We start from the raw sequence: 23,529 nt of genomic DNA on the forward strand, positions 1-23,529 counted from the left end.
GAGACGCTAGTGCGCATCGACGTCGGGTGTGCTCACACGATGAGGGATGAGTGTCGTCGAGTAGCCGACGAGGACGAGAACCACGAGGACCGCTGCCGCCGCGTAGACGGCTCTGTAGGTGTCAGGGAAGACCGCGAGAGCGGCGATGAGCGCGCCGGAGAGAACGGCGCCGACGCGACGTGTGTTGGTGAAAAGGCCGGACGCCAAGCCGGGGCTGGGGAAGACATCCTGGAACACGGTGAGTCCGACGCCGGCGACCGTCGCGAAGAACCACGCGTTCAGCGGCTGCAGCGCGAGGAGCTGCCAGGGCGCCCGGACCACCGCCGCCAGTGCGTAGTAGGCAACGCCGACACTGCAGGCGATGAGGACGAGGGATCGCGCCGACATGCGTGCGTGGAGCCATCCGATGAGAAGAAGGGAGGGGATCTCTAGGAGTGCCGCCGCCCCGAGGACGATTCCAGCCCAGAGTATCGGCGCGTGCAGCTGGCTGGTGACGAACAGGGTCGCGACGGTCACGGTGGCGATGTTCGTCACTTGGAGCACGAGAAAGGCGATGACGACGGCCCAGCGGCCCCAACCACGCAGCTGGGCGAGCAACGACGGATGCGGCGTCGGCGGCTCCGGTTCGCGCACGCGACGGCTCCGGCTGCGCAGGAGCAGCATGGCGGTCGCGACATTCACCAGACTGATGCCGGCGAGCAGCCACAACGCGGAGCCGCTGCCCAGGATTCCTGTGCACGCCGTCGCGAGCGGCGGACCGACCACCCACGCGAAGGACACGATCGCGCGGGTCCGGATCACCCGGGACGGCGAGGCGCCGTCGTGACGCAGCTGCGCGAAAAGGAGAGTGGAACCGACACCAGGCGGACCGCCGAGGAGGACGAGCGCGATGAGCGCGAACGGCAAGGATGTCGTCACCGCAAGGATGATCACCATCGCGAGACCGCAGATGCCGCAGACGAGCAGAGGGCGCAGGTAGTCGCTCCTCCGATCGGCGACAGCAGGGATCACCAGCGACGCGATGAAGCCACCGATGTTGTAGACGCCGAGCGTCAACCCGACCTGTGTCGGGGTGGCGTCGTACAGAGTCACCAGCAGGACAGCGAGCAGAGGGTTCAGCACGGCGAACTGCAATGCCCAGAACCAGGCGGCAGTGGGCCAGAGCAGCCTTCCGGCCGATCCCTTGGGCGACTCCACGCCCAACTTGGCCGTGCCCACTCCGGTCAAGGCCGCCCCACGATCAGCCGGAGCGATCCATTGAAGAACGGCTGGATGCGCAGGTGACCGTGCCTGGCATCCCATGCGCCGCTGTCGAGATCGGCACGGAGTGTTCGTTCGAACCGTTCGCCGACGGAGGGGTCGACGAAGCTCCAGGCCGAGTTCGCGAGACGGGCCCCGGGATCGAGGAGTGCCTCCGGCCTGCCGTAATACGCCTCCGAGAAACCGTCGGTGCACTTCAAGGGGATCGGCAGCTCCGTGACCGTGACGACCCCGCCGAGGCCGGACCGGATGTCCGCGAGGTCCGGGTACCGGGCCGCTTCCGTGGCGATGACCTCCGGGGCGTACTCGTTCAGCCAAAAGGACCGCAACGCTGTCGGGTCGCCGGTGAGGATCACCACCGGTCCGCTCGTGACGCGGCGCGCCTCCCGCAGGCCCGCGCGAAGGTCTCGCCACTGATGGACGGTGAAGGATGCCAGCGCTGCATCGAAGGCGTCGTCGGCGAAAGGAAGCCGCTCCGCAATGGCATCGACGACAGGGGCGGAACCGACGGGACGTTGCGCTCGCATGGCGGCGCTTGGCTCGACGGCCGTGACGTCGAGTTCCGTAGGCTCGTAGGAGCCGGCGCCGGCACCGATGTTGACCAATGTCATCGCATCGCCCAACGCGTCCGCGATCGCTGAAGCGAAGGCCGGCTCTGGTCGCCGGTATCGGGCGTAGCCGACGCCGATGACTGAATAGTCGGCGTCCCCGGCGCTGCCGTCCTCGCTTCGCGGATCCGGTCTGCTCTTCTCCTCGGACATGTCACCACCCTCGTGGCAGCCGACGAGTGCCGCCATTGGCCTGAACGCCACTACCCGCACGGATCACGCCAATGCGGTGCGTGCGGGCGTCGCAAACGAGAACAAGGTCGATGGCAGCGAGCGACGCTGTCCACGGATGCTGGCCTCCTGCTAGCTTCCGGGTATGACCCTGTCGGATGTCCTGGACGCCGTCAACGCTGTCGCGCTCATCGCGGGCGGTCTGTTCGCGGCGTACCAGCTGGTGGAACTTCGCCGGCAGCGCCGCCGCGAGGCGATCGTCGACCTCGTGCGTTCGTTCCAGAGCGGCGAATTCACTGCGGCACTCGCGGCAGTCAATTCGCTCCCCGACGACGCTGACAGCGCCACCGTCCAGCGCGTTCTGGGCGATGGCGGGCGCGATCGCGTCTTTCTCGTCGGCCTCACCTGGGAGAGTCTCGGGGTCCTGGTCTTCCGCCGCGAGGTCGACATGGCGACGGTTGATGACTTCTTCAGCGGCGCTATCGCCATCTCGTGGGCCAAGCTTCGTGCCTTCGTGGAAGAGGACAGGCGACTCCTGGGACGCCCCACGGTGTGGGAGTGGTTCCAGTGGCTGGCGGAGAGGATGACGGAGCGTGAAAGCGGAACGGCTCCGATTCCCGCTCACGTCGCGCATCGTGACTGGAAGCCGTGAGCCGGTGGCCGGTCGCCAGTCTCTCGCTCGACGCTCAGCATCTGACGTCGACTGAGCCTTCGTTCGGCTCAAGGGCTCATGTTCGGGAACCCGTTCTGTTGCGCGCGACGCGCGGCCGCTGGTGGAACGTCGGTGGCTGGCGCGATGGTTGGCCTATGGCACTTTCGGCCGCGGAGCGTGACGAGTTTCTTGCCCAGCCTCATGTGGCGGCACTGGCCGTTGCGGCCGGTCCGGGTCGCGGGCCGCTTATGGTTCCGATCTGGTATCACTACTCGCTGGGCGGTCCGATCTGGATATCGACGCGTCCGGACTCGCGCAAAGCCAAAGCCATCGCTGGAAGCGGCCGGTTCTCCCTGCTCGTTCAGCGAGTGTCGCCGACCACCCGTTACGTCTCGGTGGAAGGCAAGGCGACGATCGTGGGCCCAACGACGGACGACGACCTTCGGAAGATCGCGAGCCGATACCTGCTGCCTGAGAAGGTGGAGCCGTACGTGGCCTTCGCCCAAGGGGAATGCCGAATCGAGTTGAAACCCGAGCACTGGCTCTCCGCAGACCTCGGCACCCCATAGCTGTGTGACTGCCGCAGATTCGCGCAGGGATCGTGGTCGCCGACGTCGAAGCCAGGCCCGGTACGTGGCTGCGCTGACGACTGTGTCGAGCAAGACATGCAGCTGAGCGAGTCGGCCCGCGCGCATCCCGGAGGAGACGGGACGGATCGCTCACCGGATCGCCTCAGTGGGGACCGCGTCGAGGCGCTTCGGGTCGGCGAGCACCTCGAGTCCCATGATCCGGCCATCATCGATGTCGAAGGCCATGATCGACACGACTCGGCCGTTCATGACTGCGGCCACGCCGGGGCGGCCATCGATGAGGATGGGCGTGGAATGCGCGGCGAGCCGAGCAGACAGCACCGCCTTCGCCGCGATGGACCGGGCGCCTTCGACGGTCTCGGTGCTCGTGCCGTAGTCGGCGTGGAGGACGGCCCCGTCATCGAGCAGACTCAGAAGCGCGCCGATGTTCCCGTCTTGAGCTGCGGCGAGCCACGCCTCCACAATGCGTCGGCCCTTCTCGCGGCTGGGCTTCGCCGGTTCCTCTGCACCGCGCACTCGCCGCCGCCCCCTGGAGGCGAGTTGGCGCGCCGAATCGGGTGACCGATCGAGCACGACGGCGATCTCCTCGAAGGACTGCCCGAAGACGTCGTGCAGCACGAACGCTATCCGCTCTGCCGGACTGAGCCTCTCCAACAACACGAGAAGCGCGACGCTCACCTGGTCGCTCTCCGCGGTGAGCTCGGCCGGATCGGCCGCGACAGCGACCGGCTCGTCTCGCCACTCCTCGACTTGCCACGAACGCTCGCGCGAGCGGCGAGGTGCGCGCAACATGTCCAGGCTCACGCGCGAGACGACGGTGGTGAGCCACGCGTCCAGGTTGTCGATGCCGTCGACAGACGTGCGCTCCAGCCGCAGCCAGGTCTCCTGGACGGCATCGTCCGCGTCCGCAGCAGAGCCGAGCAGGCGTGTGGCGATGGCGCTGAGCCGTGGGCGTTCGGTCTCGAACCGCCGGGCGAGAATCCTTTTGTCCGTCATGTCACATCTCCTCGATGTCGGTCGTCATGGTGTCGACGAGGGAACGCCCTCGGTTGTGACATGAAAGGACGAAGGCCATGAACGCAACAGTGCTCGTGACAGGCGGAACCGGAACCATCGGCAGCCGCGTCGTGCCGATGCTACGGGAGGCCGGCCGCGATGTGCGGATCCTCTCCCGGCATCCGCGTGAGGACCAGCCCGGAATCCACCACGTCGCCGGCGACACTGTCGCAGGCACCGGACTCGCGGAGGCGCTTGACGGTGTGGATGTCGTGCTGCACCTCGCCGGCGGGGCGAAGGGCGACGACATCGCTGCACGCAACCTGGCTGCAGCTGCGACGGCCGCGGGTACGCGACACCTCATCCTCATCTCCGTGGTCGGCGCGGACCGGATGCCCATCGGCTACTTCCGCGCTAAGGCTGAGGCCGAGCGCGCGATCGCCGAGTCGGGCACACCGTGGTCCGTTCTGCGAGCCGCGCAGCTGCACGAATTCGTGTTCCCGATGCTGCGGGGCATGGCGAAGCTCCCCCTGTTGCCCACTCCGGGCGGGCTGCGCTTCGAGCCGGTCAATGTGGACGAGGTCGCCGCGCGACTTGTGGAACTGGCACTCGGGGATCCTGCCGGCCGTGTCGCCGACATCGCCGGGCCCGAGGTTCTCGACATCCGGCAGCTGGCCGACGTCTACGCCGAGGCGACCGGTGGCCGCTCGCATCCCGGGCTCCCGGTTCGGATCCCCGGGGCGATCGGTCGCGCCTACCGCGCCGGGGACAACCTCGCAGGAGACGACGTGCAGCGTGGTCGGCGAACCTGGCACGAGTTCCTCAACGCGCGTGCACAGCAGGACGGCACCGGCGAAGAGCCAGGGCGCGTGGGTCGCGGTTCTGCGGGTCTCGTGTAGGTGTTCGCCCGATGACGGATGCCCGTTCCGGTGCTACTTTCTGGGTGTGACGGCCTCGAGGAGGCCCGGAAAGCTGGTGTTGAGGTCGTCCAGCCGCAGCGTGGTCCAGCGGCGGGTCCCGTGGTCTTCCTGGAAGATCACGCCGGCGGTGCGGAGCACCTTGAAGTGGTGGCTGAGCGTGGACGGGGCCACGTCGACGGGGAAAGTGCCGCACGCGCGACCGTCGGCTTCGCGGTAGAGGGTGCGGACGATGGCCAGCCGGGTCGGGTCCGCGAGCGCATGCAGCACCGCCGTCAGCTCGAGTTCATCGCCGGCCGGGTGGTCGAGCCGCGGGCGTGGATTGTGGGCCATGATCCTCTCTTTCGATGATCTACGAATGATGCTACCGTGATCCGACATTCGATGGTTGTCGAAAGAAGGAACGGAATGCACGCAGTGCTGTTCGACGGGCCGGCGAGCGATGTCTCGCGCACGCGGATCGACGAAGTCGCTCGGCCGAAGCCCGGCGTCGGCCAGGTCCTCATCCGGGTGAGCTACGCAGGCGTGAACTTCAAGGACGTCATGGTGCGTCGTGGGGACCCGGGATACGCGGACTCATGGCCCGCGATCCCAGGGCTCGAGGTTTCCGGCACGATCGCCGACGTGGGGCCCAGTGTGGTCGGCTTCGCTCCGGGTGACGAAGTGGCGGCGCTGACGAACTCCGGAGGCCTCGCCGACTACGCGCTCGCCGCGGCATCCCTGGTCGCACGCGTCCCAGCAGGCGTTCCGCTGGATGCTGCGGCCGTCGCGCCGGGAGTGCTGACGACCGCGGCGTTACTGGTCGACGATGCCGCGCGCATCCGCTCCGGCGACATCGTCGTCGTGCACAGTGCGGCCGGGGCAGTCGGACAGGCGATCTCGTCGCTGGCGGCCATTCGCGGTGACGTGCGGTTGATCGGCGTGGTGGGCGCTCCCGCCCGAGTGCCGGCGGCCATCGCGGCAGGATACGAATCCGCGTTCGTGAGAGGACCGTCAGTGGCCGCGCAGGTGCGCGACCACCTCGGCGGCCGTAGGGCAGACGTGATCCTGGATCCGCAAGGCACCGCGGGGCTGGAAGCCGATCTCGACATGCTGGAACCGCTGGGCCGCGTCATCCTGTTCGGGAACGCGAACGGCGGAGCCTTTGCTGCGCTGCCACCGACCGCACGGCTTTTCGCCGCTAGCGCCTCGATCGGGGGATACAGTCTCGCCGGGATCTCGGCGGCTCGCCCGGAGCTCATCGGAGCCGCACTGACTCGTGCCCTGGCTTCGATGGCTGCCGGCGACGTGACGCCGCAACGCACGGTCGTCAGCGGCTTGGCGGCAGCGCCGGAACTGCAGCAACGACTTGCCGAGGGCCGTGGAGAAGGCAAATACGTGATCCGGGTCGCCTAGCAGCCGGACAGGGTGCCGACCTGGGTCTCGGCCCGGTCCTGCACGCCGCGCGGGGAGGGCGACGAGCGTCTCACGAGCGAGCTCGGCCGGCCCGATCGCGACTGCGCGCCGCGCCATGCGGCCGGCCACGAATTGTCAGACATGTCCTTGGCCGGCTCACTGGAACGACGGGCTGCCGTACGCGAGCGGCGTGACGTCTGCCAGGTGGGGCGCAAGGGCGAGGGCGTCCGACTCCTTGGTTCGTGACGGCGCCGTATGGGTGACCAGCAACTGGTCGGGGTGGGCCCCTGAGCGCAGCGACTGCTGCAGCACAGTGAGCGTTCCGAGCTCAGGATGGTTGAGGGTGACCTCCATCGCGGCGCAGGGCTGGATGCGGTGGTCGTTCCAGAGGGCAGAGAACTCCGTGCTGCGAATGGCGAGGTTGCCGATGAGTCTGGCGAGTTTCGCGTCGCCAGGATGCTGCGCGCTGACGATGCGCAGATTGCCGACGACGGCGTGCGCCTTCTGCGTCCAGTTCGTGTATAGGCTGCGCGTGCCGGGGTCGAGGAACACCGCCTCAGCCATGTTCGGCCGGTTGCCGTCGGTGAGCGCGACGTCGGGGAAGCTCGGCATGAGGAGCTTGCGGCCGCCGGCGTTCCAGGCGAGCACCTCCGTGTAGCGCCCGAGGATCAGTGCCGGGATGTTCGGGGCGACCTCGAGCAGTTGGAGCAGACCGGGGTCGGGTCTCACGGATGCTTGCTTCTCGGCTCTGCCGGTGCTCGGCCCGTCGGAGAGCGTGCGCAGATGGGCGCGCTCTGCCGGCGTGAGCAGCAGCGTGTCGGCCACGGCGTTCAACACCTCGATGCCGACATGGCGTGATCGCCCCTGTTCGATGCGCGTGTAATAGGAGACGCCGACGCCCGCCAGCAGCGCGACTTCTTCGCGGCGCAGTCCGGGCAGGCGACGAGACGTCCGCGCGGCCGGCAGGCCAACCTGTTCTGGCTGCACCCGGCCTCGCGCCGCCCGCAGGAAGGTGCCGAGCTCGTTGGCCTCAGGTTGGGTGTCCACCGTCCCAGTATCCGTGCGGGTCACCGCGGCTGCCTGCCCCTGGCAGGGGTAGTTCTCGCGTGGGCTGGGGCCGGGCGCATCCGCCGGCGAGGTTGTTCATGTACCGGCACCATCACCGCCGCAACCAGCACAGAACAGGCAACGAAATGACCATCACCTCCGCCTCACGCACCTCTGCCACGCCCACCTCCGCCTTACCCACTTCTCCCACGCTCACCTTCGGCGACGTGATCGTCACCCGCGCGGTCGAAAGCGTCGGCAGCGTCGGGATGACGCCCGAGCAGTTCTTCCCCGGCACCGCAGTCTCTGCCTGGGAGGATCACGAGGCCCTGCTGCGCCCGCACCACCTCGAGTCCGACGCCGACACCGTGCTGGACAGCACGGCTCGTGTCGCCTTCCAGAGCTGGGTGTTCCGCTCGGCCGGGAAGGTCGTGCTCTTCGAGGCCGCGATCGGCGACGACAAGGACCGTCCGGACGTCCCCGGCTGGTCGCACCTGAAGACCGGGTTCCTCGACCGACTGGCCGCGCTCGGCATCCGGCCGGAAGACGTCGACATCGTGATCAACTCGCACCTGCACGCCGACCACATCGGGTGGAACACGCGGCTCGTCGACGGCGCGTGGGTGCCGACCTTTCCGAACGCCCGCTATCTCATGCCGCAGGACGACCTGGACTTCTGGAACCCCGAGCGCGGCGCCGACACCATCATGGGTCCGGGCGCGCACCTCGCCTGGGCGGACAGCATCCAGCCCGTCCTCGACGCTGGACAGGTGACGGCGTGGCGAGGGATCTACCGCATCGATGACAACCTCACCCTCGAGGCGGCTCCTGGCCACACGCCCGGCTCCGCCATCCTGCGCGTGAAGTCCGGTGACGCGGAAGCGCTGTTCATCGGCGACACGATCCACAGCCCGGCGCAGGTGCACGACCACGGCACCAGCAGCTGCTTCTGCGAGGATCCGACGACCGCAGAGGCCACCCGCTTCCGCGTCTTCGGCGAGGCCGCGGACAAGGGGCTGCTCATGTTCCCGTCGCATACCCCCGGCCACGGCGGCTTCACGGTGACGCGTGACGGTGACGGCTTCGCCTTCGCGCAATGGGCGCCGCTGGACGCGATCTGACACCAGGATGTCCGGGGCTGGGCTCGACGGCCCCGTCCCGACGTCCGGCGGTGCAGGCGTGGCAGTCCGTGGTCTCGGTGAACCTACCTTGCCGCTTCGTGCAGGAGCCGGAACTCGTGACGGCGCAGGAGTCTGAGGACGATGGCCCGGGGGTTGCCGAATGCGCTGAGCCCCTCCTCGGTGCTGAGGGGTTCGATGCGGTCGATGTGATGCTCGACCCCCTGGTAAAGGATGTCGCAGTGTCCGGCGGCGACGATGTTGCGGTACCAGTTCACCTGCGGACCGTAGGTGAGTTCGGCCACGAAACCGTCGGCGCGGCGCGCCAGGATGACCGGGGTTTCGTACGTCGCACCGGATGTGCGTCCGACATGACGCACCAGCGAAAACGGACCTCGCCCCGACCGGGCGGCGCGGAGGGTGAGCGGGTTGAGGGTGTTCTTGAGCATCCGCAGGAATCCCGTTCGGATCGACGGCGTCACGGCTGCTCGCCCGGCCCTGCCGCAGCGGAGGCGAAGGCCGCCGGCATCCAGATCGTCGCTGCCAGCGCCGCCCGTCGTGCGGTGCGGTGGTCGACGAGTCGCACGCTCACGACTCGTATTCCTTCCGAACCAGTGCCAACAGTGTCCCGATCGGGATGCCGGCGGCCTTCGCCTCCGCTGCGGCACGGGCGACGGCCACACGCACCTCCTCGGCGGTGGGTGTGCCGAGCACCATGGCGCCACGGCCGCGTCGCAGCTCGACCTGGCCTTCGTCGCGCAGCTCCTGATAGGCGCGCAGAACCGTGTGGACATTGACGCCGAGAGAGCCGGCCAACTCCTTCGCGGCAGGCAGCCGTTCTCCGGTGACGATCGTTCCCGTCGCGATCTGCGTGGCGATCGACTCGGCGATCTGTGCGAAAACGGGGGTCACGGCTGTCGGGTCGACGAGCACGAACACGAGGCCATCCTAGCGAGAAGCACACATTATTCTAGTTGCAGTAGAACTTTCCGCGTTCTACTGTTCGACTGTCGGCCCGCGATTCGGGCCGACAGAGCGGACAGAGAGGCGGTTGCAGGTGCCTGAAGACGACCAGCGACCGACGGCGGGGCGCCGAGCATCGTACGGACCAGACGCGCATGCCATGGTTCGGGCCGAACAGGTCCGGGGTGGGCTGGCGACCGTATCGCTGGCAAGGCTGGGTGGTCCTCGCGCTCGTGGTTGCCGCGGTCGTCGCCGCGGTCGTGCTGTTCAGAACCGGGATGTTGTGATGGAGGTCGCATCGTGAGCGCGTTCTTCACGTGGGTGGCGCAATCCGGGGTGGTGCAAGGCGTGATCATGGGCCTCACGTTCGCCTACCTCACCACGATCCTCGTGTTGAACGCGGTGGCCAGGGCGGAGACGACGACCGTGAACGGATGGAGCGCGATCCGCAGAGCCGGGCGTCCGGGCAACGGCATCCTCGTGCGGGCGGCGCTGCAGAAGGCGCTCCCCGTCGTGAACGTGTTCGAGGAGGCCGCCTACTGGACGACCGCCCGCGACGAGAAGGGCGCGCGGCTCGGCGGCGGGAACACGTATCGGATGCACTTCCCAGCAGGGCAGCTTCCTCCGAACGATGCGTTCTGGTCCCTCACTGCGACCGACACCGCGGGCTACCAGACCCGCATTTCCAGCGGTCGGTCGAGCGTGGACAGCCACTCGGGTCTCGTGACGAATCCGGACGGCTCAGTCGACATCGTGCTCAGAGCGGACCCGCCCGCCGACGCGGCGCCGAACTGGCTGGCGACCCCGAAGGGTCGGTTCAAGCTCATGCTTCGCGCGTATCTGCCGGGCGCATCCGTCGTCAATGGCGACTACGAGGTGCCACCGATCGTCGAGGTGCGGTCGTGAACCGCCTGATCCTGAAGTACGGCGTGGTGGTCACGATCGTCATCCTGGTCGTCTTCGCGTGGGTCATCTACCAGCGGGTCGCCGACGGTGGCCCGGATGCCATCCTCCTGCTGGCTGTGACGGCTGTCGCCGTGTGGGTGGTCGGAGCGTTCGCCTTCATCTACTTCTGGCCGCGGATCACGGTCGGGGGTTTCAAGCGGCTCTTCACCAGGCGGGGGCTGGGCGGCGGCCCGATCCCGGTGAACACGATCTACGCCGTGCCGGAGAACTCGGCCGAATCCGCGGCCTCGGGCAGCGTCATCGCCACAGGCGCGGACGACGTGCTCTACGTCGGCGGCTGGCTGGATGTGAAGTCGGCGCCGCGAGTGCTCCACGTGCCCGACATGAACGACCGCTACTACTGCCTGCAGTTCACCGATCCCACCAGTGGCGCAAACTTCGCCTACGTCGGAAAGCGCACGACCGGAACGGCAGCCGGTGACTTCCTGCTCTGCGGGTCCGCGTGGAGCGGAGAAACGCCGGCCGGGATGACGAGGATTACCGTGCCGCATCACGCTGCCCTTCTCATCGGGCGGGTCTTCGTCGCCGACGAAGACGACCGGAGCGCGGCGTATGGCCTCGCGAGACAGATACGGCTCGCGCCGCTGGAACCGGGCGACGGAGCCTAGGCTCCGATCCGCTCCGATCCGTGCGATTTCGACACGGGGCTGGAGCGGTAGCGCGAGCTCCGCGGAATCTGCAGGGGCCCTCCGCCATTTCACATCGATTCGGTATTTGAGACCTACACCTCCTGCAGTTTTCGCGGTCGCGCCGGGATCATCAAACAGGGGATGAGGGCGATTGCCGTGAGCCCGATGCTCCAGAGGAACGCGGTGTGGAAACCGGTCAGGGGTTGGGTCGCCAGGGCGAAGCCCGCGAGCACTGTCGCGAGGATCGCCGTACCGGCCGAACCGCCCAGCTGCTGGACGAGGCGGACGACAGCCGAGCCGGCTGGCACCTCGGCACGGGACAGCCCGACGAATGCGCCGGCACTGATCGCGATGTTGACCGCACTGAGCGCTCCGCCGCGGACGATCAGGGCTGCTCCGAGAAGCAGATAACTGGTGTGCGGGGTGGCCACGGCGAAGGGAATCGTCGCGATGGCGCACAGGATGACGCCGGTGACGGTGATGAGCTTCGCGCCGATCTTGTCGACGACGCCGCCGACCCACCGGGTGAGCAGTGAACCGATGCCCTGCAAGGCGAGAATCGCGCCCGCCGCCAACGCCGTCATGCCGCGCTCTTGCTGGAAGTAGAGCGGGATCAGGAAGAGCGCCCCATAGAGAGCGACGCCGGTGAGGAAGAGCACGCTGGTGGCGGTGCCGAATGATCGCTGCGCGAACAGACGGACGGGGATGGCGGCACGCTCTCCGAGCCGCAGACTCCATGCGACGAATGCCCCGATGAGAACGATGCCGGCGACGAGCGGTGTCCACACCCGCAGTCCGGCATCATCTGACCTCGAAGCGGCATTGCTCAACGCGAACAAGAGCGCCGTGGTGCCGACCCCGAGCAGCAGCACACCGAGAAGATCGAGTTTCTTGTCGCGTTGCGGCTTCTCGCGCGGAACGTACACGGTGGCGAGCGCGGCCGCCGCTATGCAGAGCGGGAGGTTGATCACGAACACCCACTGCCAGCTCGCCGACGTGACGATGATCCCGCCGACCAGCGGGCCGGCGATCGGGGCGATCGTGGCCACGAGCATCACGATCGTGAGCACCCGGCCGACCCTGGATGGTCCGGCGGCACGAACCAGGATCGTCTGCATCACTGGAAGCATGAGTCCGCCGCCGACGCCTTGGAGGGCACGGAAGGCGACCAGGGAACCGAAGCTCCACGACACCGCACACAGTCCCGAGCCGGCCAGGAACAGCACCAACCCGATCAGCCACAGGCGCCTCGCACCGAACCGGTCGGACGCCCATGTCGTCACGGGCACAGTCACCGCCATGGTGAGCAGGTACGCGGTCGTCACCCACTGGACGCTGCTCGCGCCGACGCCGAAGTCCTCGCCGATCGTGTGCAAGGCGACGTTGACCACCGTCGTGTCGATCAGCGGTGTCACACCGCCGATCATGATCACGAGCGCCAATCGGATCAACGGCCAGCCCAGCGGCTCCAGCTTCTGTTTCGTGTCCGTCATGTCGCTCCCAAGAGTCACGTGTATCTAATGGGCTCAAGGTACACGTGTATCCTCTGGGTATGGAAACGCCAATCGATGCCGGTCCTGCGCATCGACGCAGTGCATCCGAGCTCGACGGCGCTCTCCTCGACGCTGCATGGAAGCAACTGCAGAGCGAGGGCTATACAGCGTTCACCATCGATGGCGTGGCCCGCGCGGTGGGCACCAGCCGGGCCGTCGTCTATCGCCGCTGGCCCAACAGGGCGGCCCTCGTGCTCGCGACCGTGCGTGCCCACGCCGGAACGATCGTCGGGCATGTGCCCGACACCGGAAGCCTCGAGAGTGACGTCCTGGCCCTCCTGCACGAGTTCGCACACCGCATGCGGCGGATCGGCATCGACGTCGCGGCCGGGTTGTTCAGCGAGCTCGACGAAATCCCCGAAGAGACGAGAGAGGTCGCGACCGCCGCATTCCGGCAGGTGGTGGACCAGGCCCGCAGCCGCGGTGAGATCGGCGACGCACCCGTTCCCGATGTCGTGCTCGTCATGCCGGGCATGTTCATCCGGTATTCCATGCTCGCCGAACGCATCGCCCCATCAAGTGAAGAGCTCGAACACGTGGCTCACCAGCTCTTCTTGCCTCTGGTGCGGTACCACGCGGGGCTTGAACAGCACGAGGACCTGCCGGGTTGATCCCCGTCAGGAACGGAGGCTTCGGAGGCCGGTGCGGATCTCCTCGACGAGGATCGCCGGTTGCTCGAGCGCGGCGAAATGGCCGCCCTTGCTTGCCTCCCCGTAGTGGATGAGGTCGGCGTAGGCCTCTTCGATCCACGTGCGCGGCAGCGATGCGGTCGACGTTCCATCCCGGCTCGGTCGGCTTGCCGGCGGTCTACTCGGCGATCGCCGCTATCGCCTCGATCTCCACGAGTTGGTCGGCGTAGCCGAGCACGGTCACGCCGAAGAGCGTGCTGGGCACGTCGTGTTGTCCGAATTCGGCGTGCGCGACATCCCAGGCCGCCCCGAGATCTTCCTGGCGGGTGGATGCCACGAGCACGCGCGTGAAGATCACGTCGGTGATGTCGGCGCCCGCGGCCTTCAGCGCGGCGTGCATGTTCTCGAGACACTTGCGGGTCTGCCCCGGGATGTCGCCGACCGCCGCCGTCGACCCATCCGCATTCAACGGGCACGCTCCGGCCAGGTAGACGATGCGCGCGCCGGCGGGAGCGGTCGCAGCATATGCGTAGGGGACACCGTCGAAGAGTTCGCTCGAACGGATGAGCTGCACGTTTCCGGCCATGGGATTCCTCCATGAGGACGTTGGGTCGACGCTCGAATCGATTCGACTCGGGCTGGTCGATGTCACCATATCCCACATCGTGGCTTCGGCAGGCGGTCGAGACGGACGCGGGTCACGCGAGCAATGGCATCCTGAAGGCCGCTGCCTTCCGTCGAGGCCACGTGTTTTCGGACCGGACGGATTCGTCGGTCGACGATCGCGTCCGTTGTGGCAGAGTGACGCGGGTGGAACTGCAACTCAGCATGGTCTTGCTGGAAGTGCGCGACCTCGCGGCTTCCGTCCGCTTCTATCGCGCCCTGGGCCTGGACCTGCCGGATCCGCCTGCCACGCGACCGATCGTCATCCACCGCATGCCGAGCGGCGTGAGTCTGCTTCTGACCACGGACTTCGCCTCCGTGTACGACCCCGACTTCTCCCGCCCGTCCGAGGGCTACCAGCAGCTGCTGGAGTTCTACGTCGGTGAGGATGCCGTTGTCGAGTCGAAGTGGCGCGAGCTCACCGAAGCCGGGTATCACGGCCGCATGGCGCCGACCAAGACCGCCGGACCGTTCGCCGCGATGATCGACGACCCCGACGGCAATGTCGTTCTGCTCACGTCGGACGAGGCGGCATCGCCCGAACATCAGACACCCTGACTCCTCGCGGAGTGGCGTCCGCCCCGCCACCCCTCGCCCGCGAGCCACCCTCTTGCCGAGCCACCCTCTTGCCGCCGAGCCACCCCTCGTTTCACGTGAATTCCCGGGTGGCTCGGCGACAAGAGGGTGACTGGTCCGGTGCGCGGGGCGGGACCGCGATTCACGACGCGAGCCGCACGTCGGCTCGCGGTTCGCCGAACCAGGCGCGGAGCTCATCCGCGAGGTCGACCGGATCCTCGGCGGACCAGGCGACGTAGCCGTCGGGACGCACCAGCAACGACGCAGCGGAGCCGTCATCGGCGACCGTCACGTGATCGATCCGATCGCTCCAGGGTGCGGCGATCTCCCCGAGGCGCCCGCCGGCGTCGATGAGGGTAGGCCGTGCCGTGCGCAGCAGTTCGGCGAGCCGCACGTCTTGGCCGTCGGGGAGGCGGAGGGTGATCGACGGCGCGAACCAGCCTGTCGGGCCGTTCGGCGCGGCCGACCCCATCGCGTAGCGAACGTCGGCGCCCGCGATGAGGTCGGCGACGCGTTGCACGTTGTCCGCATCCGCGAGGAATTCGCCGAACAGCTCCCTGAGCGCTGTGACATCGGAGCCGGGAGACATCAGCGCGGTCTGCGCCTGGGTCTGCATGAAGACCCGTCGGCCGAGCGGATGCCGCTCGGCCTCGTAGGTGTCCAGCAATCCGTCGGGCGCCCAGCCGTTCACGCGGGCGGCGAGCTTCCAGGCAAGGTTCGCGGCGTCTTGCAGTGCGAGGTTCAGACCGGGACCGCCGGCGGCCGAGTGCACATGTGCCGCATCACCGGCCAGGAACACGCGGCGATCGCGGTAACGCTCCGCCACCCGGGTGTTGCGGCCGCTTCGCCTCCGCAACAGCGTGGGCGATCCCTCCGCCGGCGCGGACAGCGAAAGGCGGATGCCGAGGACCCGCTCCAGGCTGTCCTCCATCTCGCTCAGCGTCATCGGGGCGCCGTTACCGGGAGAGTCGCCCTCGGGCGCTTCCTCCCATTCCAGCGTGTTGATCATCGGATGCTCGGGGTTCCACAGGGCGATGGTGGCCACGCCGTTCTCGGTGCGGTGGTAGCTGTCCGGGATCTCCCCGAGGCCGGCGACCCGCACTCGTCCCGGTCCGGCCGGCGCGAGCTGTGCGGTCGGCGCGATGAGCACCGTGCGGTCGACGACACGATGGTCGGTGTGACCGGGGAATCCGATTCCGGATTGCTTGCGCACCGTGCTGCTCGCCCCGTCACACCCGATCAGGTAAGCGCAGGAGAGCGTGGTCTCGGCGCCTGTCCGGTCCACAGTGACGACCTGGACCCCGTCATCATCCTGCTCGAACGAGCGGACCTCGACGCCCCGCCGCACCTGGACTCCGAGCTCCGCCGCGCGCTCGCCGAACACGCGCTCGAGGTCGCGCTGATTGATCGGCATCAGGTACATCGGGTTGCGGTCGCCGAGGACGTGCAGCGGCAGCGTCATCGCACCGAAGAAGAACGCGGGCGCCGGGGCCGGCTCGGCCTTTCCCGTGCAACGTTCGAACAAGCCGCGGTGGTCCATCAGTCGCACCACTTGTCCGGTCAGGCCATGGGCCTTGTCGCCCTGATCGATCTCGAGACGGCGTTCGAGCACGAGAGGATTCGCACCGGCCAGCTTGAGCTCGCAGGCGAGGAACAGGCCGACCGGGCCTCCTCCGGTGATGATGACGTCGAACATGGAACTGGGTCCTTTCTCGCGCACGCCGGTGGCGTCAGGTCGTGTCGGACCCACCTCAATCGAGGTGGTCGAAACCTGCTCCGAGCCGATCGAACGCGGTTCGGAGCAAGGGTTGCAAGGGGCCGGGATCCTCGCATCCGACCCAGTACTCGAGCGTGGTCAGCAGCGTGGAGAGCGCGGCGGTGGCGATGATGCGAGGAAGCGGGTCACCGAGCGCGGCCGTGCCCATGCGTGCGGCGATCCCCTCAGCGAGCACAGTCGCGGCGGCCCGAGTGCCGCGGTCGACGGCGGACTGCATGCCCGGATCGGACAGCACGGCCAGCAGCCCGCTCTGCTCCTTCGGGGAGCCGGGACCGACGCCGACGTACGGCGCGAGCAGCGACTCCGTGACCGCCGTCCACACGGACTCCTCGGCTGGGCGCCGCACCAGGTCGTCGGCGGCGACCCTGGCGCGCTGAACGTGGCGGTCGGCGATGGCGTCTTCCTTGCTGGAGAAGTAGTTGCCGAACGTACGGCGAGACACGCCGACCTTGTCGACGATGTCGTCGACGCGCAGATTGCCGAGTCCGCGCTCTTGGGCGAGCAACACCGTCGTCACGCTGAGCTCCTCGCGGAGCTGCTCCTTCTTCTTCTCGCGCAATGAACCGACCACGCCGACATCGTCTCATTAACTTGCCCATCAGGCAATATTGCCCATCAGGCAATTTCCTAAATCGGCGTCCACCCAACCCCCATCCCCGCCGAGCCACCCTCTTATTGCCGAGCCACCCTTTTGTTGCCGAGCCACCCCTCATTTCGCGTGAATTCCGGGGTGGCTCGGCGACAAGAGGGTGGCTCAGCGTGATGGCGGCAACAAGGGGGCGAGCGTGATGGCGGCAACAAGGCGGTGGCTGGCGGAGTGGTGACAACAAGCGGGTGGCTGGTCGAGACAGCGGGGTGGCTGGCGGAGTGGCGACAACAAGCGGGTGGCTGGGCGGGGCGGGGCGGCAGTGTGGGACGGGGCGGCGGTGTGGGGGCGGCGGTGTGGGTCGGGACGGGGCGGCAGTGTGGGTCGGGACGGGGCGGCAGTGTGGGCCGGGTCGGTCGGTCGGGACGGTCGGGCGGTCGGGCGGTCGGACTGCAACGAACGGCCGAACAGGCTGGGCGGATGCCGCCGTGCCCTACAGTTGGCGGGTGCGACTGGTTCAGTGGTGCCGGTCCCTGCCCGGATGGGTGTGGGACGGCCTCGGGGCGGTGGCGCTCGCCGCGATCTCCCTGGTGCCGGCGCTGAGGTCATACGGGCTCGAACTCGGCGAGCTCTCCTCGCGGCCCGGGGATCCCCTGCACGTCGTGCTGATCCTCGTTCAGACCCTGCCGTTGGCCGCCCGGCGGATCGCGCCGGGATGGGTGCTCGGCGTCGTCGGCCTCGCGTTCGCACTCGACCAGTGCCTCGGATACCCGGCATCCCCCGCCGGTCTCGGCATGCTCTTCGCGCTCTATTCGGCGGCCGCCCATCTGCGACGACGTCGTGGTCTCGCCATCGCGGTGAGCGTCGTCGCGTACGTCGCGCTCGCCGTCGCGCTGACCTGGCTCGGTTCACGCGAACAGCCGTGGGACTTCGCGACGTTCGCACTGGTGCTCGTCGCGGCCTGGGGCATCGGCGATGTGGTGCGAATCCAGGTGGCGGCGGCGCGCACCAGAGCCGATCAGGCCGCGCATGACGCGGTGAGCGATGAGCGTGCTCGTCTGGCCAGAGAGCTGCACGACGTGGTGAGTCATCACGTGACGGGCATGGTGGTGCAGGCGGATTCCGCGGCCTTCCTCCTGCCGGCCGACGAGACCGCGGTGCGCGCGCAGCTCGAATCGATCGCGGCCGGCGGCAGAAGCGCCCTCGCCGACCTGCGGCAGCTGCTCGACGTGCTCGGGCCAGAGGGTGCTGCAACCTCGCCCGCGATCGGCGACCTGCATGACCTCATCGCCGATGCGCAGCGGTCGGGCCAGCCTGTCGTGCTGCACGAGAACGGGGATCCCGTCGGAACGGATGAGCTGCGCCTCGCCGTGTACCGCATCGTGCAGGAAGGGCTGACCAACGCGTTGAAGCACGCAGCGGGTGCGTCGACCCAGGTGCGGGTGGACTGGGATCGGTCCGAAGTGCGGACGCGGCTCGTCACGCGGGCCGCCGGCCGCGCATCTCACGGACCGGTCGCGCCGGGCTCCGGCCGCGGACTGGCCGGACTGGCCGAGCGCGTGCGGCGTCTCGACGGACGACTGCGAGCGGATGCCGAACCTGACGGTGCATTCGTGCTGGAGGCGGTCATCCCGGTGACGGTGGCCGACGCCACACTCCGAGGAGGGACCCGGTGACAGCCGACGCCGCGAAGGCCGACACGGCGAGCCCTGGGATGGCTCGTCCCGGGACGGCGAGCCCCGGGACGGCGAGCCCCGGCGCGGCGAACTCCGGGGCCGACCGCGCTGACGCAACGGGCATGGACGACGTGAGCGGAGAGCGGATGCCGGGTGGCGGCATCCGCGTCATCATCGCCGACGACCAGGCCCTGATCAGGGCGGGGTACGCGACGATCCTCGGCGCGCAGTCGGACATCAAGGTCGTCGGCGAGGCGGAGAACGGACGTGACGCTGTCGAACTCGCCGGCCGCGTGCATCCGGATGTCGTCGTGATGGATGTGCGGATGCCCGTGCTCGACGGCATCGCGGCCACCCGGATGATCGCGGGCCCCGGGGTGGAGCACGCGCCGCGGGTGCTCGTGGTGACGACGTTCCACTTCGATCAATACGTGTACGACGCGCTGCGGGCAGGGGCGAGCGGATTCCTGCTCAAGGACACGAGTCCGGCCCAGCTGGTCGACGGTGTGCGCACGATCGCAGCCGGCGAATCGCTGCTGGCGCCGACCGTGACCCAGGCACTGCTCGGGCGGTTCGCGGAGCGCGTGCTGCCGCCTGGACCGCGCGCCGACGCTGATCCGCTGCTCGCGCAGCTGACGCCCCGCGAGCTCGAGGTGTTCACCGCGATGGCGCACGGGGATTCGAATGCGGAGATCGCCGAGGCGCTCGTGATCAGCCGCGAGACGGTGAAGACGTACGTGTCGCGGATCCTGCTCAAACTCGAGCTTCGCGACAGGGTGCAGGCGGTGGCCTACGCATACCGGAGCGGGTTGATCGTCCCCGAGCGGTGAGCGCCCGCCCCGATCCGGACGGGAGCTCAGCCGTGGGCCGTGACCGGATCTGGCCGATGCCCATCCCCCGGCAGAGGGATGGCGATTGTCCGCTCGGGGGCGATTCGGGCGGGGCGGGGGCATCCGTAGCGTCGGAGCCATGACAATCGTGCAGCACAACAAGCCCATCATCCGCTTCCTCCGCCACCCACTTGTGTGGCTCGTCGTTGGCGTCATCGTCGTTGGCGTGATTTCGGTGTTCGTCGGCGCCGGACCCCTGCCCGCTGTCGGCTGCGCGGCGCTCGCGATCGTCGCGTATTGGGCGGTGATGCGCTTCGTCGCAGGTCGTCGTACCCCCGAGATCGCCTTCCGTCACGCCCTCCGCGACGTGGGGATCGGCGCCGCGATCGGTGCCGGATTCCTCGCCCTGTCCGTCGGTGTGATCGCGCTGTTCGGCGGCTACAGCTTCACGTTCGACGGCGCGGTCGGCCTGCGTGCGCTCCCCGAGCTGATCGCCGTCGCGATCGGCGGCGCGGTCACCGAAGAGCTGCTCTTCCGCGGGCTCGCACTGCAGGCGATCGAAAAGCTCGGTGGGAGCTGGATCGCTCTCATCGCGACGGCCGCGCTGTTCGGGCTCGCGCACTCCGCCAACCCGGGCGCGACGCTGTGGAGCTCGATCGCGATCGCCGTCGAGGCCGGCGGCCTGATGGGCGCGGCCTTCCTGTGGCGTCGCAGCCTGTGGCTGGTCTTCGCCCTCCACGCGACGTGGAACGGACTCGAGCAGGCCATCGGCATCCCGGTCTCCGGTCACGTCGACCCCGGCCTCATGATCACCTCGGTGCACGGGCCCGCGTTCCTCACCGGTGGAGACTTCGGCCTCGAAGCGTCGATCATCCCCGTCCTGGTGAGCGTCGCGCTCTCGGCGATCATGCTGGTGGCGGCACACCGTCGCAAGGCGATCGTGCCGCTGTCGCCGCGCAAGCGCCTGAGCGCGGTGCCGGGATCAGCGAGCCTCGCAGCGGAGTGACGCGAAGAGGGCATCGCGGGAGGCCCTGACGAACACGACGAGGAGCGGGCGAGCGATGGAGAGCGTTATTGCGCGCGCGGCACAGGCAAGCTTCGGGGTGCGGCGGGTGAGCGGCGGTGTTACGGTCGCGGGCGGGAAGGGTCATCATGAAACTGCTGCTCACCTCCGGCGGAGTCACCAACCCGAGCATCGAGGACGCGCTGGTGCGGCTCCTCGGCAAGCCGATCTCCGAAAGCCGGGCACTCTTCATCCCGACCGCGCAATGGGGTCAGCCCGCGTGCACACCGGAATCGGTGTGGATGTCGGTGGCCGGCAGGTGGCCCGGCCAGGTCGGCCTCGGCGAGCTGGGCTGGAAGTCGGTCGGCGTCCTCGAGCTCACCGCGCTGCCGAGCATCGGCGAGGAACGCTGGCTGCCGTGGGTCCGCGAGGCAGACGTGCTGCTCGTCGACGGCGGCGAAGCCGTGTACCTCGCCCACTGGATGCGCGAGTCGGGCCTCGCGGCGCAGCTCCCTTCGCTGAGCGACACCGTGTGGGTCGGGGTCAGCGCAGGCAGCATGGTGATGACGCCTCGGATCGGGCGTCAGTTCGTCGACTGGCATCCGGATGGCGGCGACGAGACGCTCGGCATCGTGGACTTCTCGATCTTCCCCCACCTGGACTATCCGGGCTGGGCGTACAACACGACCGAGCGTGCGCACGAGTGGGCCAAGACGATCCAGGGACCGGCCTACGCGATCGACGACCAGACCGCGATCACGGTCGTCGACGGCGCAGTCGACGTGGTGTCGGAGGGACACTGGGAGCTGCTCAACGCCTCCTGAGCCACGTTGCTACGGCGACGCCGTGTGCTCAGCGGACGCCCGATGCTCCGCGATCACGTCGGCGATCACCCGCAGCGCGTTCGCCTGCTCGCGTGCCGGATCGTGCGAACCCGCCATACCGGCGGCGACGATCAGCGCCTTCCAGATCGCCCAGCCGCGGGCACGCACCCAGAGCTCGTCGTCCCAGCCGAGCGCGTCGCGGAAGGCGACGCGAGTCGGCGCGTCGAACGAGTTCCAGGCGATCACGAGATCACACGCGGGATCGCCGACACCGCTCGTGCCGAAGTCAATCACGGCCGCGAGGCGTCCGTCCCGTACGAGAAGGTTCCCGTGGGCGATGTCGCCGTGGAACCACACCGGATGCTCGCCCCACGACGATGCGCAGGCTGCGGCCCAGACGTCCAGGGCGGCATCCGTATCGATCGTGCCCTCGAGGAGCGCGAGCGCTCGCCGCGTGTCGTCGTCATAGAACGCGACGGGTCCGCCGCGCCAGAAGCAGTGCGGACCCGGCTCAGGTCCGTCGGTGGCGTCCGCCGCGCGCAGAGCGTTGAGGAAGCCGGCGAGGTCACGCGCGAAGAGCGACGGATCGGGGATGCGCGCCGTCGTGGCCGGCTCGCCGTCGAGCCACGTGTTGATCGTCCAGGGCCTCGGAAACTCGGCACTGGGCGCGCCTGTCGCCACCGACGTCGGAACGGGCACGGGAAGCTGCGGGGCGAGCAACGGCAGCCAGCGCTGCTCCTTCTCGGTGCCGGGAACATAGGCGTCCGCGCTCGGGAGGCGGACGCTCAGCTCGTCGCCGAGACGGAACGTGCGATTGTCCCAGCCGCCGGGTTCGACCTTCACGATCGGCAGGTCGGCCCAGTCCGGGAACTGGTCGTGCAGCAACGAGCGCACGAGATCGACGGTGATGGGAGCGGTGGCGTTGGGCGGATCGGCCGGCACGGCACGCACTCTAGCAACGCGCTTGCCGCACCGCGATCACGCGGGTCAGTTCCCCGCGGCGCTCCTGGATTCTCTCGCCGCCACTGTTCGTCGGTGATCGTGCTCGACGTCGTCCCCCGGATCACCCGATGGACGCGAATCATCCGAGCGTAGGCTCGACCGATGCGCGCGATCGTCCATCACGAATTCGGTGACCCGGCAGAAGTACTCGACGTCGAACAGCAACCGCTTCCCGAGCCCGGACCGCGGGAGCTTCGACTTCGTGTCGTGCTCTCCCCCATTCACAACCACGATCTCTGGACCATCAAGGGCACCTACGGCTACAAGCCGGAGCTGCCCGCGCGGGCCGGCACGGAAGCCGTGGGCATCGTGGATGCGATCGGCAGCGAGATCCAGGGTCTCGAGGTGGGGCAGCGCGTGGCGACCGGTGGCACGTTCGGGTCCTGGGCGGAGTACGTGATCGCCAAGCCGGGCGCCGTGGTGCCGGTCCCGGAGGGAATCCCGGACGAGGTCGCCGCACAGCTCATCGCCATGCCGTTCAGCGCCGTCTCGCTCGTCGACTTCCTCGAGGTCGGGCCGGGCGACGTGATCGTGCAGAACACGGCGAACGGGGTGGTCGGACGCCTGGTAGCGCAGATCGCGGCGAGCCGCGGCATCCGCGTCATCGGCGTCGTGCGTCGCGAGGAGGACGTGGCCGAGCTCGCGGCGTACGGGATCCCGGATGTCGTGGCCACGGCATCCGACGACTGGCGCGATCGCGTGCTCGAGCTCGCCGGCGACCGCCCGATCAGCGCGGCGGTCGACTCGGTCGGCGGGTCGGCATCCGGGGACCTGCTGCATCTGCTCGGCGAGGGCGGGACGCTCGTGTCGTTCGGAGCCATGGCCTCCGATCGCATGGAGCTGTCATCGGGCGATGTGATCTTCAAACAGACGACCGTGAAGGGATTCTGGGGCAGCAAGGTGTCGGCAGCAATGCCGGCGGACACGCGCCGGGCGTTGTTCGGCGAACTGTTCCGGTTGATCAGAAGCGGACAGCTGAGGCTTCCGGTCGAGGGGACCTTCGCTCTGAGCGATGTGCGTGCGGCGGTCGGGGCCGCCACGCGCCCCGGCCGGGTCGGCAAGGTGCTGCTGCGACCCTGAGGCTTCGGCTCGGCACGC

26 protein-coding genes are annotated in these 23,529 nt (G+C 68.5%); 14 read left to right on the forward strand and 12 right to left on the reverse strand.

The window, feature by feature from the left end; all coding sequences use genetic code 11:
* Window positions 1-6: 6 nt before the first annotated feature.
* Both ACX9R5_RS03080 and ACX9R5_RS03085 read right to left on the reverse strand, forming a co-directional pair.
* Window positions 7-1,218, reverse strand: a complete 1,212-nt coding sequence (locus tag ACX9R5_RS03080; protein ID WP_459409022.1) for an MFS transporter — start codon at window positions 1,216-1,218, stop codon at window positions 7-9.
* A gap of 5 nt (window positions 1,219-1,223) precedes the next feature.
* The gene (locus tag ACX9R5_RS03085) at window positions 1,224-2,021 is read right to left on the reverse strand and encodes a methyltransferase domain-containing protein (protein ID WP_459407533.1); all 798 of its coding nucleotides are present in this window, start codon (window positions 2,019-2,021) and stop codon (window positions 1,224-1,226) included.
* A gap of 163 nt (window positions 2,022-2,184) precedes the next feature.
* On the opposite strand from ACX9R5_RS03085, the gene ACX9R5_RS03090 reads away from it, so the two are divergent.
* Window positions 2,185-2,691, forward strand: coding sequence for a DUF4760 domain-containing protein (locus tag ACX9R5_RS03090; protein WP_459407534.1), 507 nt, complete (start codon window positions 2,185-2,187; stop codon window positions 2,689-2,691).
* 155 nt (window positions 2,692-2,846) lie between these two features.
* Window positions 2,847-3,260, forward strand: coding sequence for a pyridoxamine 5'-phosphate oxidase family protein (locus ACX9R5_RS03095; protein WP_459407535.1), 414 nt, complete (start codon window positions 2,847-2,849; stop codon window positions 3,258-3,260).
* A gap of 150 nt (window positions 3,261-3,410) precedes the next feature.
* On the opposite strand, the gene ACX9R5_RS03100 is transcribed toward ACX9R5_RS03095, so the two are convergent.
* On the reverse strand, window positions 3,411-4,277 hold the full coding sequence (locus tag ACX9R5_RS03100; RefSeq protein WP_459407536.1) for a sigma-70 family RNA polymerase sigma factor: 867 nt from the start codon (window positions 4,275-4,277) through the stop codon (window positions 3,411-3,413).
* 77 nt (window positions 4,278-4,354) lie between these two features.
* On the opposite strand from ACX9R5_RS03100, the gene ACX9R5_RS03105 reads away from it, so the two are divergent.
* Window positions 4,355-5,176 (forward strand): SDR family oxidoreductase, encoded by an 822-nt coding sequence (locus tag ACX9R5_RS03105; protein WP_459407537.1) that lies wholly within the window; start codon window positions 4,355-4,357, stop codon window positions 5,174-5,176.
* A 33-nt stretch (window positions 5,177-5,209) separates the two neighbouring features.
* On the opposite strand, the gene ACX9R5_RS03110 is transcribed toward ACX9R5_RS03105, so the two are convergent.
* On the reverse strand, window positions 5,210-5,527 hold the full coding sequence (locus ACX9R5_RS03110; protein ID WP_459407538.1) for an ArsR/SmtB family transcription factor: 318 nt from the start codon (window positions 5,525-5,527) through the stop codon (window positions 5,210-5,212).
* A gap of 75 nt (window positions 5,528-5,602) precedes the next feature.
* Here ACX9R5_RS03110 and ACX9R5_RS03115 point away from each other — a divergent pair, with 75 nt between their 5' ends.
* Entirely contained in the window at window positions 5,603-6,589 is a 987-nt protein-coding gene (locus tag ACX9R5_RS03115; RefSeq protein ID WP_459407539.1) for a quinone oxidoreductase family protein, read from the forward strand.
* A 156-nt stretch (window positions 6,590-6,745) separates the two neighbouring features.
* Here the strand turns inward: ACX9R5_RS03115 and ACX9R5_RS03120 are convergent, their stop codons facing one another.
* A complete protein-coding gene (locus ACX9R5_RS03120) occupies window positions 6,746-7,636 on the reverse strand; it encodes a helix-turn-helix transcriptional regulator (protein WP_459407540.1) in 891 nt (296 codons plus the stop codon).
* 146 nt (window positions 7,637-7,782) lie between these two features.
* On the opposite strand from ACX9R5_RS03120, the gene ACX9R5_RS03125 reads away from it, so the two are divergent.
* Window positions 7,783-8,757, forward strand: coding sequence for an MBL fold metallo-hydrolase (locus ACX9R5_RS03125; protein WP_459407541.1), 975 nt, complete (start codon window positions 7,783-7,785; stop codon window positions 8,755-8,757).
* An 83-nt stretch (window positions 8,758-8,840) separates the two neighbouring features.
* Here the strand turns inward: ACX9R5_RS03125 and ACX9R5_RS03130 are convergent, their stop codons facing one another.
* Both ACX9R5_RS03130 and ACX9R5_RS03135 read right to left on the reverse strand, forming a co-directional pair.
* Window positions 8,841-9,236, reverse strand: a complete 396-nt coding sequence (locus ACX9R5_RS03130; protein WP_459407542.1) for a PNPOx family protein — start codon at window positions 9,234-9,236, stop codon at window positions 8,841-8,843.
* Between the two features lie 106 nt (window positions 9,237-9,342).
* Window positions 9,343-9,693 (reverse strand): GntR family transcriptional regulator, encoded by a 351-nt coding sequence (locus ACX9R5_RS03135; RefSeq protein WP_459407543.1) that lies wholly within the window; start codon window positions 9,691-9,693, stop codon window positions 9,343-9,345.
* A gap of 324 nt (window positions 9,694-10,017) precedes the next feature.
* On the opposite strand from ACX9R5_RS03135, the gene ACX9R5_RS03140 reads away from it, so the two are divergent.
* Together ACX9R5_RS03140 and ACX9R5_RS03145 are read left to right on the forward strand one after the other, a co-directional pair.
* On the forward strand, window positions 10,018-10,623 hold the full coding sequence (locus ACX9R5_RS03140; protein ID WP_459407544.1) for a DUF1214 domain-containing protein: 606 nt from the start codon (window positions 10,018-10,020) through the stop codon (window positions 10,621-10,623).
* Window positions 10,620-11,291, forward strand: a complete 672-nt coding sequence (locus ACX9R5_RS03145) for a DUF1254 domain-containing protein (protein ID WP_459407545.1) — start codon at window positions 10,620-10,622, stop codon at window positions 11,289-11,291. The genes ACX9R5_RS03140 and ACX9R5_RS03145 overlap by 4 nt, the downstream gene beginning before the upstream one ends.
* Window positions 11,292-11,404: 113 nt before the next feature.
* Here ACX9R5_RS03145 and ACX9R5_RS03150 read toward each other — a convergent pair whose 3' ends face one another.
* The gene (locus ACX9R5_RS03150; RefSeq protein ID WP_459407546.1) at window positions 11,405-12,805 is read right to left on the reverse strand and encodes an MDR family MFS transporter; all 1,401 of its coding nucleotides are present in this window, start codon (window positions 12,803-12,805) and stop codon (window positions 11,405-11,407) included.
* A 59-nt stretch (window positions 12,806-12,864) separates the two neighbouring features.
* On the opposite strand from ACX9R5_RS03150, the gene ACX9R5_RS03155 reads away from it, so the two are divergent.
* Window positions 12,865-13,476 carry a TetR/AcrR family transcriptional regulator gene (locus ACX9R5_RS03155; protein ID WP_459407547.1) on the forward strand — a complete coding sequence of 204 codons (612 nt, stop codon included), beginning with the start codon at window positions 12,865-12,867 and terminating at the stop codon, window positions 13,474-13,476.
* Between the two features lie 196 nt (window positions 13,477-13,672).
* On the opposite strand, the gene ACX9R5_RS03160 is transcribed toward ACX9R5_RS03155, so the two are convergent.
* Window positions 13,673-14,080, reverse strand: a complete 408-nt coding sequence (locus ACX9R5_RS03160; RefSeq protein WP_459407548.1) for a RidA family protein — start codon at window positions 14,078-14,080, stop codon at window positions 13,673-13,675.
* A 224-nt stretch (window positions 14,081-14,304) separates the two neighbouring features.
* Between ACX9R5_RS03160 and ACX9R5_RS03165 the strand changes: the two genes are divergently transcribed.
* Window positions 14,305-14,715 carry a VOC family protein gene (locus ACX9R5_RS03165; RefSeq protein WP_459407549.1) on the forward strand — a complete coding sequence of 137 codons (411 nt, stop codon included), beginning with the start codon at window positions 14,305-14,307 and terminating at the stop codon, window positions 14,713-14,715.
* 160 nt (window positions 14,716-14,875) lie between these two features.
* Here the strand turns inward: ACX9R5_RS03165 and ACX9R5_RS03170 are convergent, their stop codons facing one another.
* Together ACX9R5_RS03170 and ACX9R5_RS03175 are read right to left on the reverse strand one after the other, a co-directional pair.
* On the reverse strand, window positions 14,876-16,429 hold the full coding sequence (locus ACX9R5_RS03170) for an FAD-dependent monooxygenase (protein ID WP_459407550.1): 1,554 nt from the start codon (window positions 16,427-16,429) through the stop codon (window positions 14,876-14,878).
* Window positions 16,430-16,484: 55 nt separating this feature from the next.
* The gene (locus tag ACX9R5_RS03175) at window positions 16,485-17,081 is read right to left on the reverse strand and encodes an acyl-CoA-like ligand-binding transcription factor (protein ID WP_459407551.1); all 597 of its coding nucleotides are present in this window, start codon (window positions 17,079-17,081) and stop codon (window positions 16,485-16,487) included.
* A gap of 521 nt (window positions 17,082-17,602) precedes the next feature.
* Here ACX9R5_RS03175 and ACX9R5_RS03180 point away from each other — a divergent pair.
* From ACX9R5_RS03180 to ACX9R5_RS03195, 4 genes are all read left to right on the forward strand, one after another.
* Entirely contained in the window at window positions 17,603-18,772 is a 1,170-nt protein-coding gene (locus tag ACX9R5_RS03180; RefSeq protein ID WP_459407552.1) for a sensor histidine kinase, read from the forward strand.
* Window positions 18,769-19,602, forward strand: a complete 834-nt coding sequence (locus tag ACX9R5_RS03185) for a response regulator (RefSeq protein ID WP_459407553.1) — start codon at window positions 18,769-18,771, stop codon at window positions 19,600-19,602. The genes ACX9R5_RS03180 and ACX9R5_RS03185 overlap by 4 nt, the downstream gene beginning before the upstream one ends.
* Window positions 19,603-19,741: 139 nt before the next feature.
* Window positions 19,742-20,608 carry a CPBP family intramembrane glutamic endopeptidase gene (locus ACX9R5_RS03190; RefSeq protein ID WP_459407554.1) on the forward strand — a complete coding sequence of 289 codons (867 nt, stop codon included), beginning with the start codon at window positions 19,742-19,744 and terminating at the stop codon, window positions 20,606-20,608.
* 146 nt (window positions 20,609-20,754) lie between these two features.
* On the forward strand, window positions 20,755-21,429 hold the full coding sequence (locus tag ACX9R5_RS03195) for a Type 1 glutamine amidotransferase-like domain-containing protein (protein ID WP_459407555.1): 675 nt from the start codon (window positions 20,755-20,757) through the stop codon (window positions 21,427-21,429).
* 9 nt (window positions 21,430-21,438) lie between these two features.
* On the opposite strand, the gene ACX9R5_RS03200 is transcribed toward ACX9R5_RS03195, so the two are convergent.
* Window positions 21,439-22,371 carry an aminoglycoside phosphotransferase family protein gene (locus ACX9R5_RS03200; RefSeq protein ID WP_459407556.1) on the reverse strand — a complete coding sequence of 311 codons (933 nt, stop codon included), beginning with the start codon at window positions 22,369-22,371 and terminating at the stop codon, window positions 21,439-21,441.
* A 162-nt stretch (window positions 22,372-22,533) separates the two neighbouring features.
* Between ACX9R5_RS03200 and ACX9R5_RS03205 the strand changes: the two genes are divergently transcribed.
* Window positions 22,534-23,511, forward strand: a complete 978-nt coding sequence (locus ACX9R5_RS03205) for a zinc-binding dehydrogenase (protein WP_459407557.1) — start codon at window positions 22,534-22,536, stop codon at window positions 23,509-23,511.
* Window positions 23,512-23,529 lie beyond the last annotated feature (18 nt).

The organism is Rathayibacter sp. CAU 1779, assembly GCF_054551755.1.

Excerpts from the sequence above, each read along its gene's own strand:
- ACX9R5_RS03195 (WP_459407555.1), top strand. The coding sequence starts at position 20,755 with ATGAAACTGCTGCTCACCTCCGGCGGAGTCACCAACCCGAGCATCGAG.
- ACX9R5_RS03110 (WP_459407538.1), bottom strand. The coding sequence starts at position 5,527 with ATGGCCCACAATCCACGCCCGCGGCTCGACCACCCGGCCGGCGATGAA.
- ACX9R5_RS03095 (WP_459407535.1), top strand. The coding sequence starts at position 2,847 with ATGGCACTTTCGGCCGCGGAGCGTGACGAGTTTCTTGCCCAGCCTCAT.
- ACX9R5_RS03090 (WP_459407534.1), top strand. The coding sequence starts at position 2,185 with ATGACCCTGTCGGATGTCCTGGACGCCGTCAACGCTGTCGCGCTCATC.
- ACX9R5_RS03170 (WP_459407550.1), bottom strand. The coding sequence starts at position 16,429 with ATGTTCGACGTCATCATCACCGGAGGAGGCCCGGTCGGCCTGTTCCTC.
- ACX9R5_RS03205 (WP_459407557.1), top strand. The coding sequence starts at position 22,534 with ATGCGCGCGATCGTCCATCACGAATTCGGTGACCCGGCAGAAGTACTC.
- ACX9R5_RS03190 (WP_459407554.1), top strand. The coding sequence starts at position 19,742 with ATGACAATCGTGCAGCACAACAAGCCCATCATCCGCTTCCTCCGCCAC.
- ACX9R5_RS03100 (WP_459407536.1), bottom strand. The coding sequence starts at position 4,277 with ATGACGGACAAAAGGATTCTCGCCCGGCGGTTCGAGACCGAACGCCCA.
- ACX9R5_RS03150 (WP_459407546.1), bottom strand. The coding sequence starts at position 12,805 with ATGACGGACACGAAACAGAAGCTGGAGCCGCTGGGCTGGCCGTTGATC.
- ACX9R5_RS03115 (WP_459407539.1), top strand. The coding sequence starts at position 5,603 with ATGCACGCAGTGCTGTTCGACGGGCCGGCGAGCGATGTCTCGCGCACG.
- ACX9R5_RS03160 (WP_459407548.1), bottom strand. The coding sequence starts at position 14,080 with ATGGCCGGAAACGTGCAGCTCATCCGTTCGAGCGAACTCTTCGACGGT.
- ACX9R5_RS03125 (WP_459407541.1), top strand. The coding sequence starts at position 7,783 with ATGACCATCACCTCCGCCTCACGCACCTCTGCCACGCCCACCTCCGCC.
- ACX9R5_RS03155 (WP_459407547.1), top strand. The coding sequence starts at position 12,865 with ATGGAAACGCCAATCGATGCCGGTCCTGCGCATCGACGCAGTGCATCC.
- ACX9R5_RS03085 (WP_459407533.1), bottom strand. The coding sequence starts at position 2,021 with ATGTCCGAGGAGAAGAGCAGACCGGATCCGCGAAGCGAGGACGGCAGC.
- ACX9R5_RS03105 (WP_459407537.1), top strand. The coding sequence starts at position 4,355 with ATGAACGCAACAGTGCTCGTGACAGGCGGAACCGGAACCATCGGCAGC.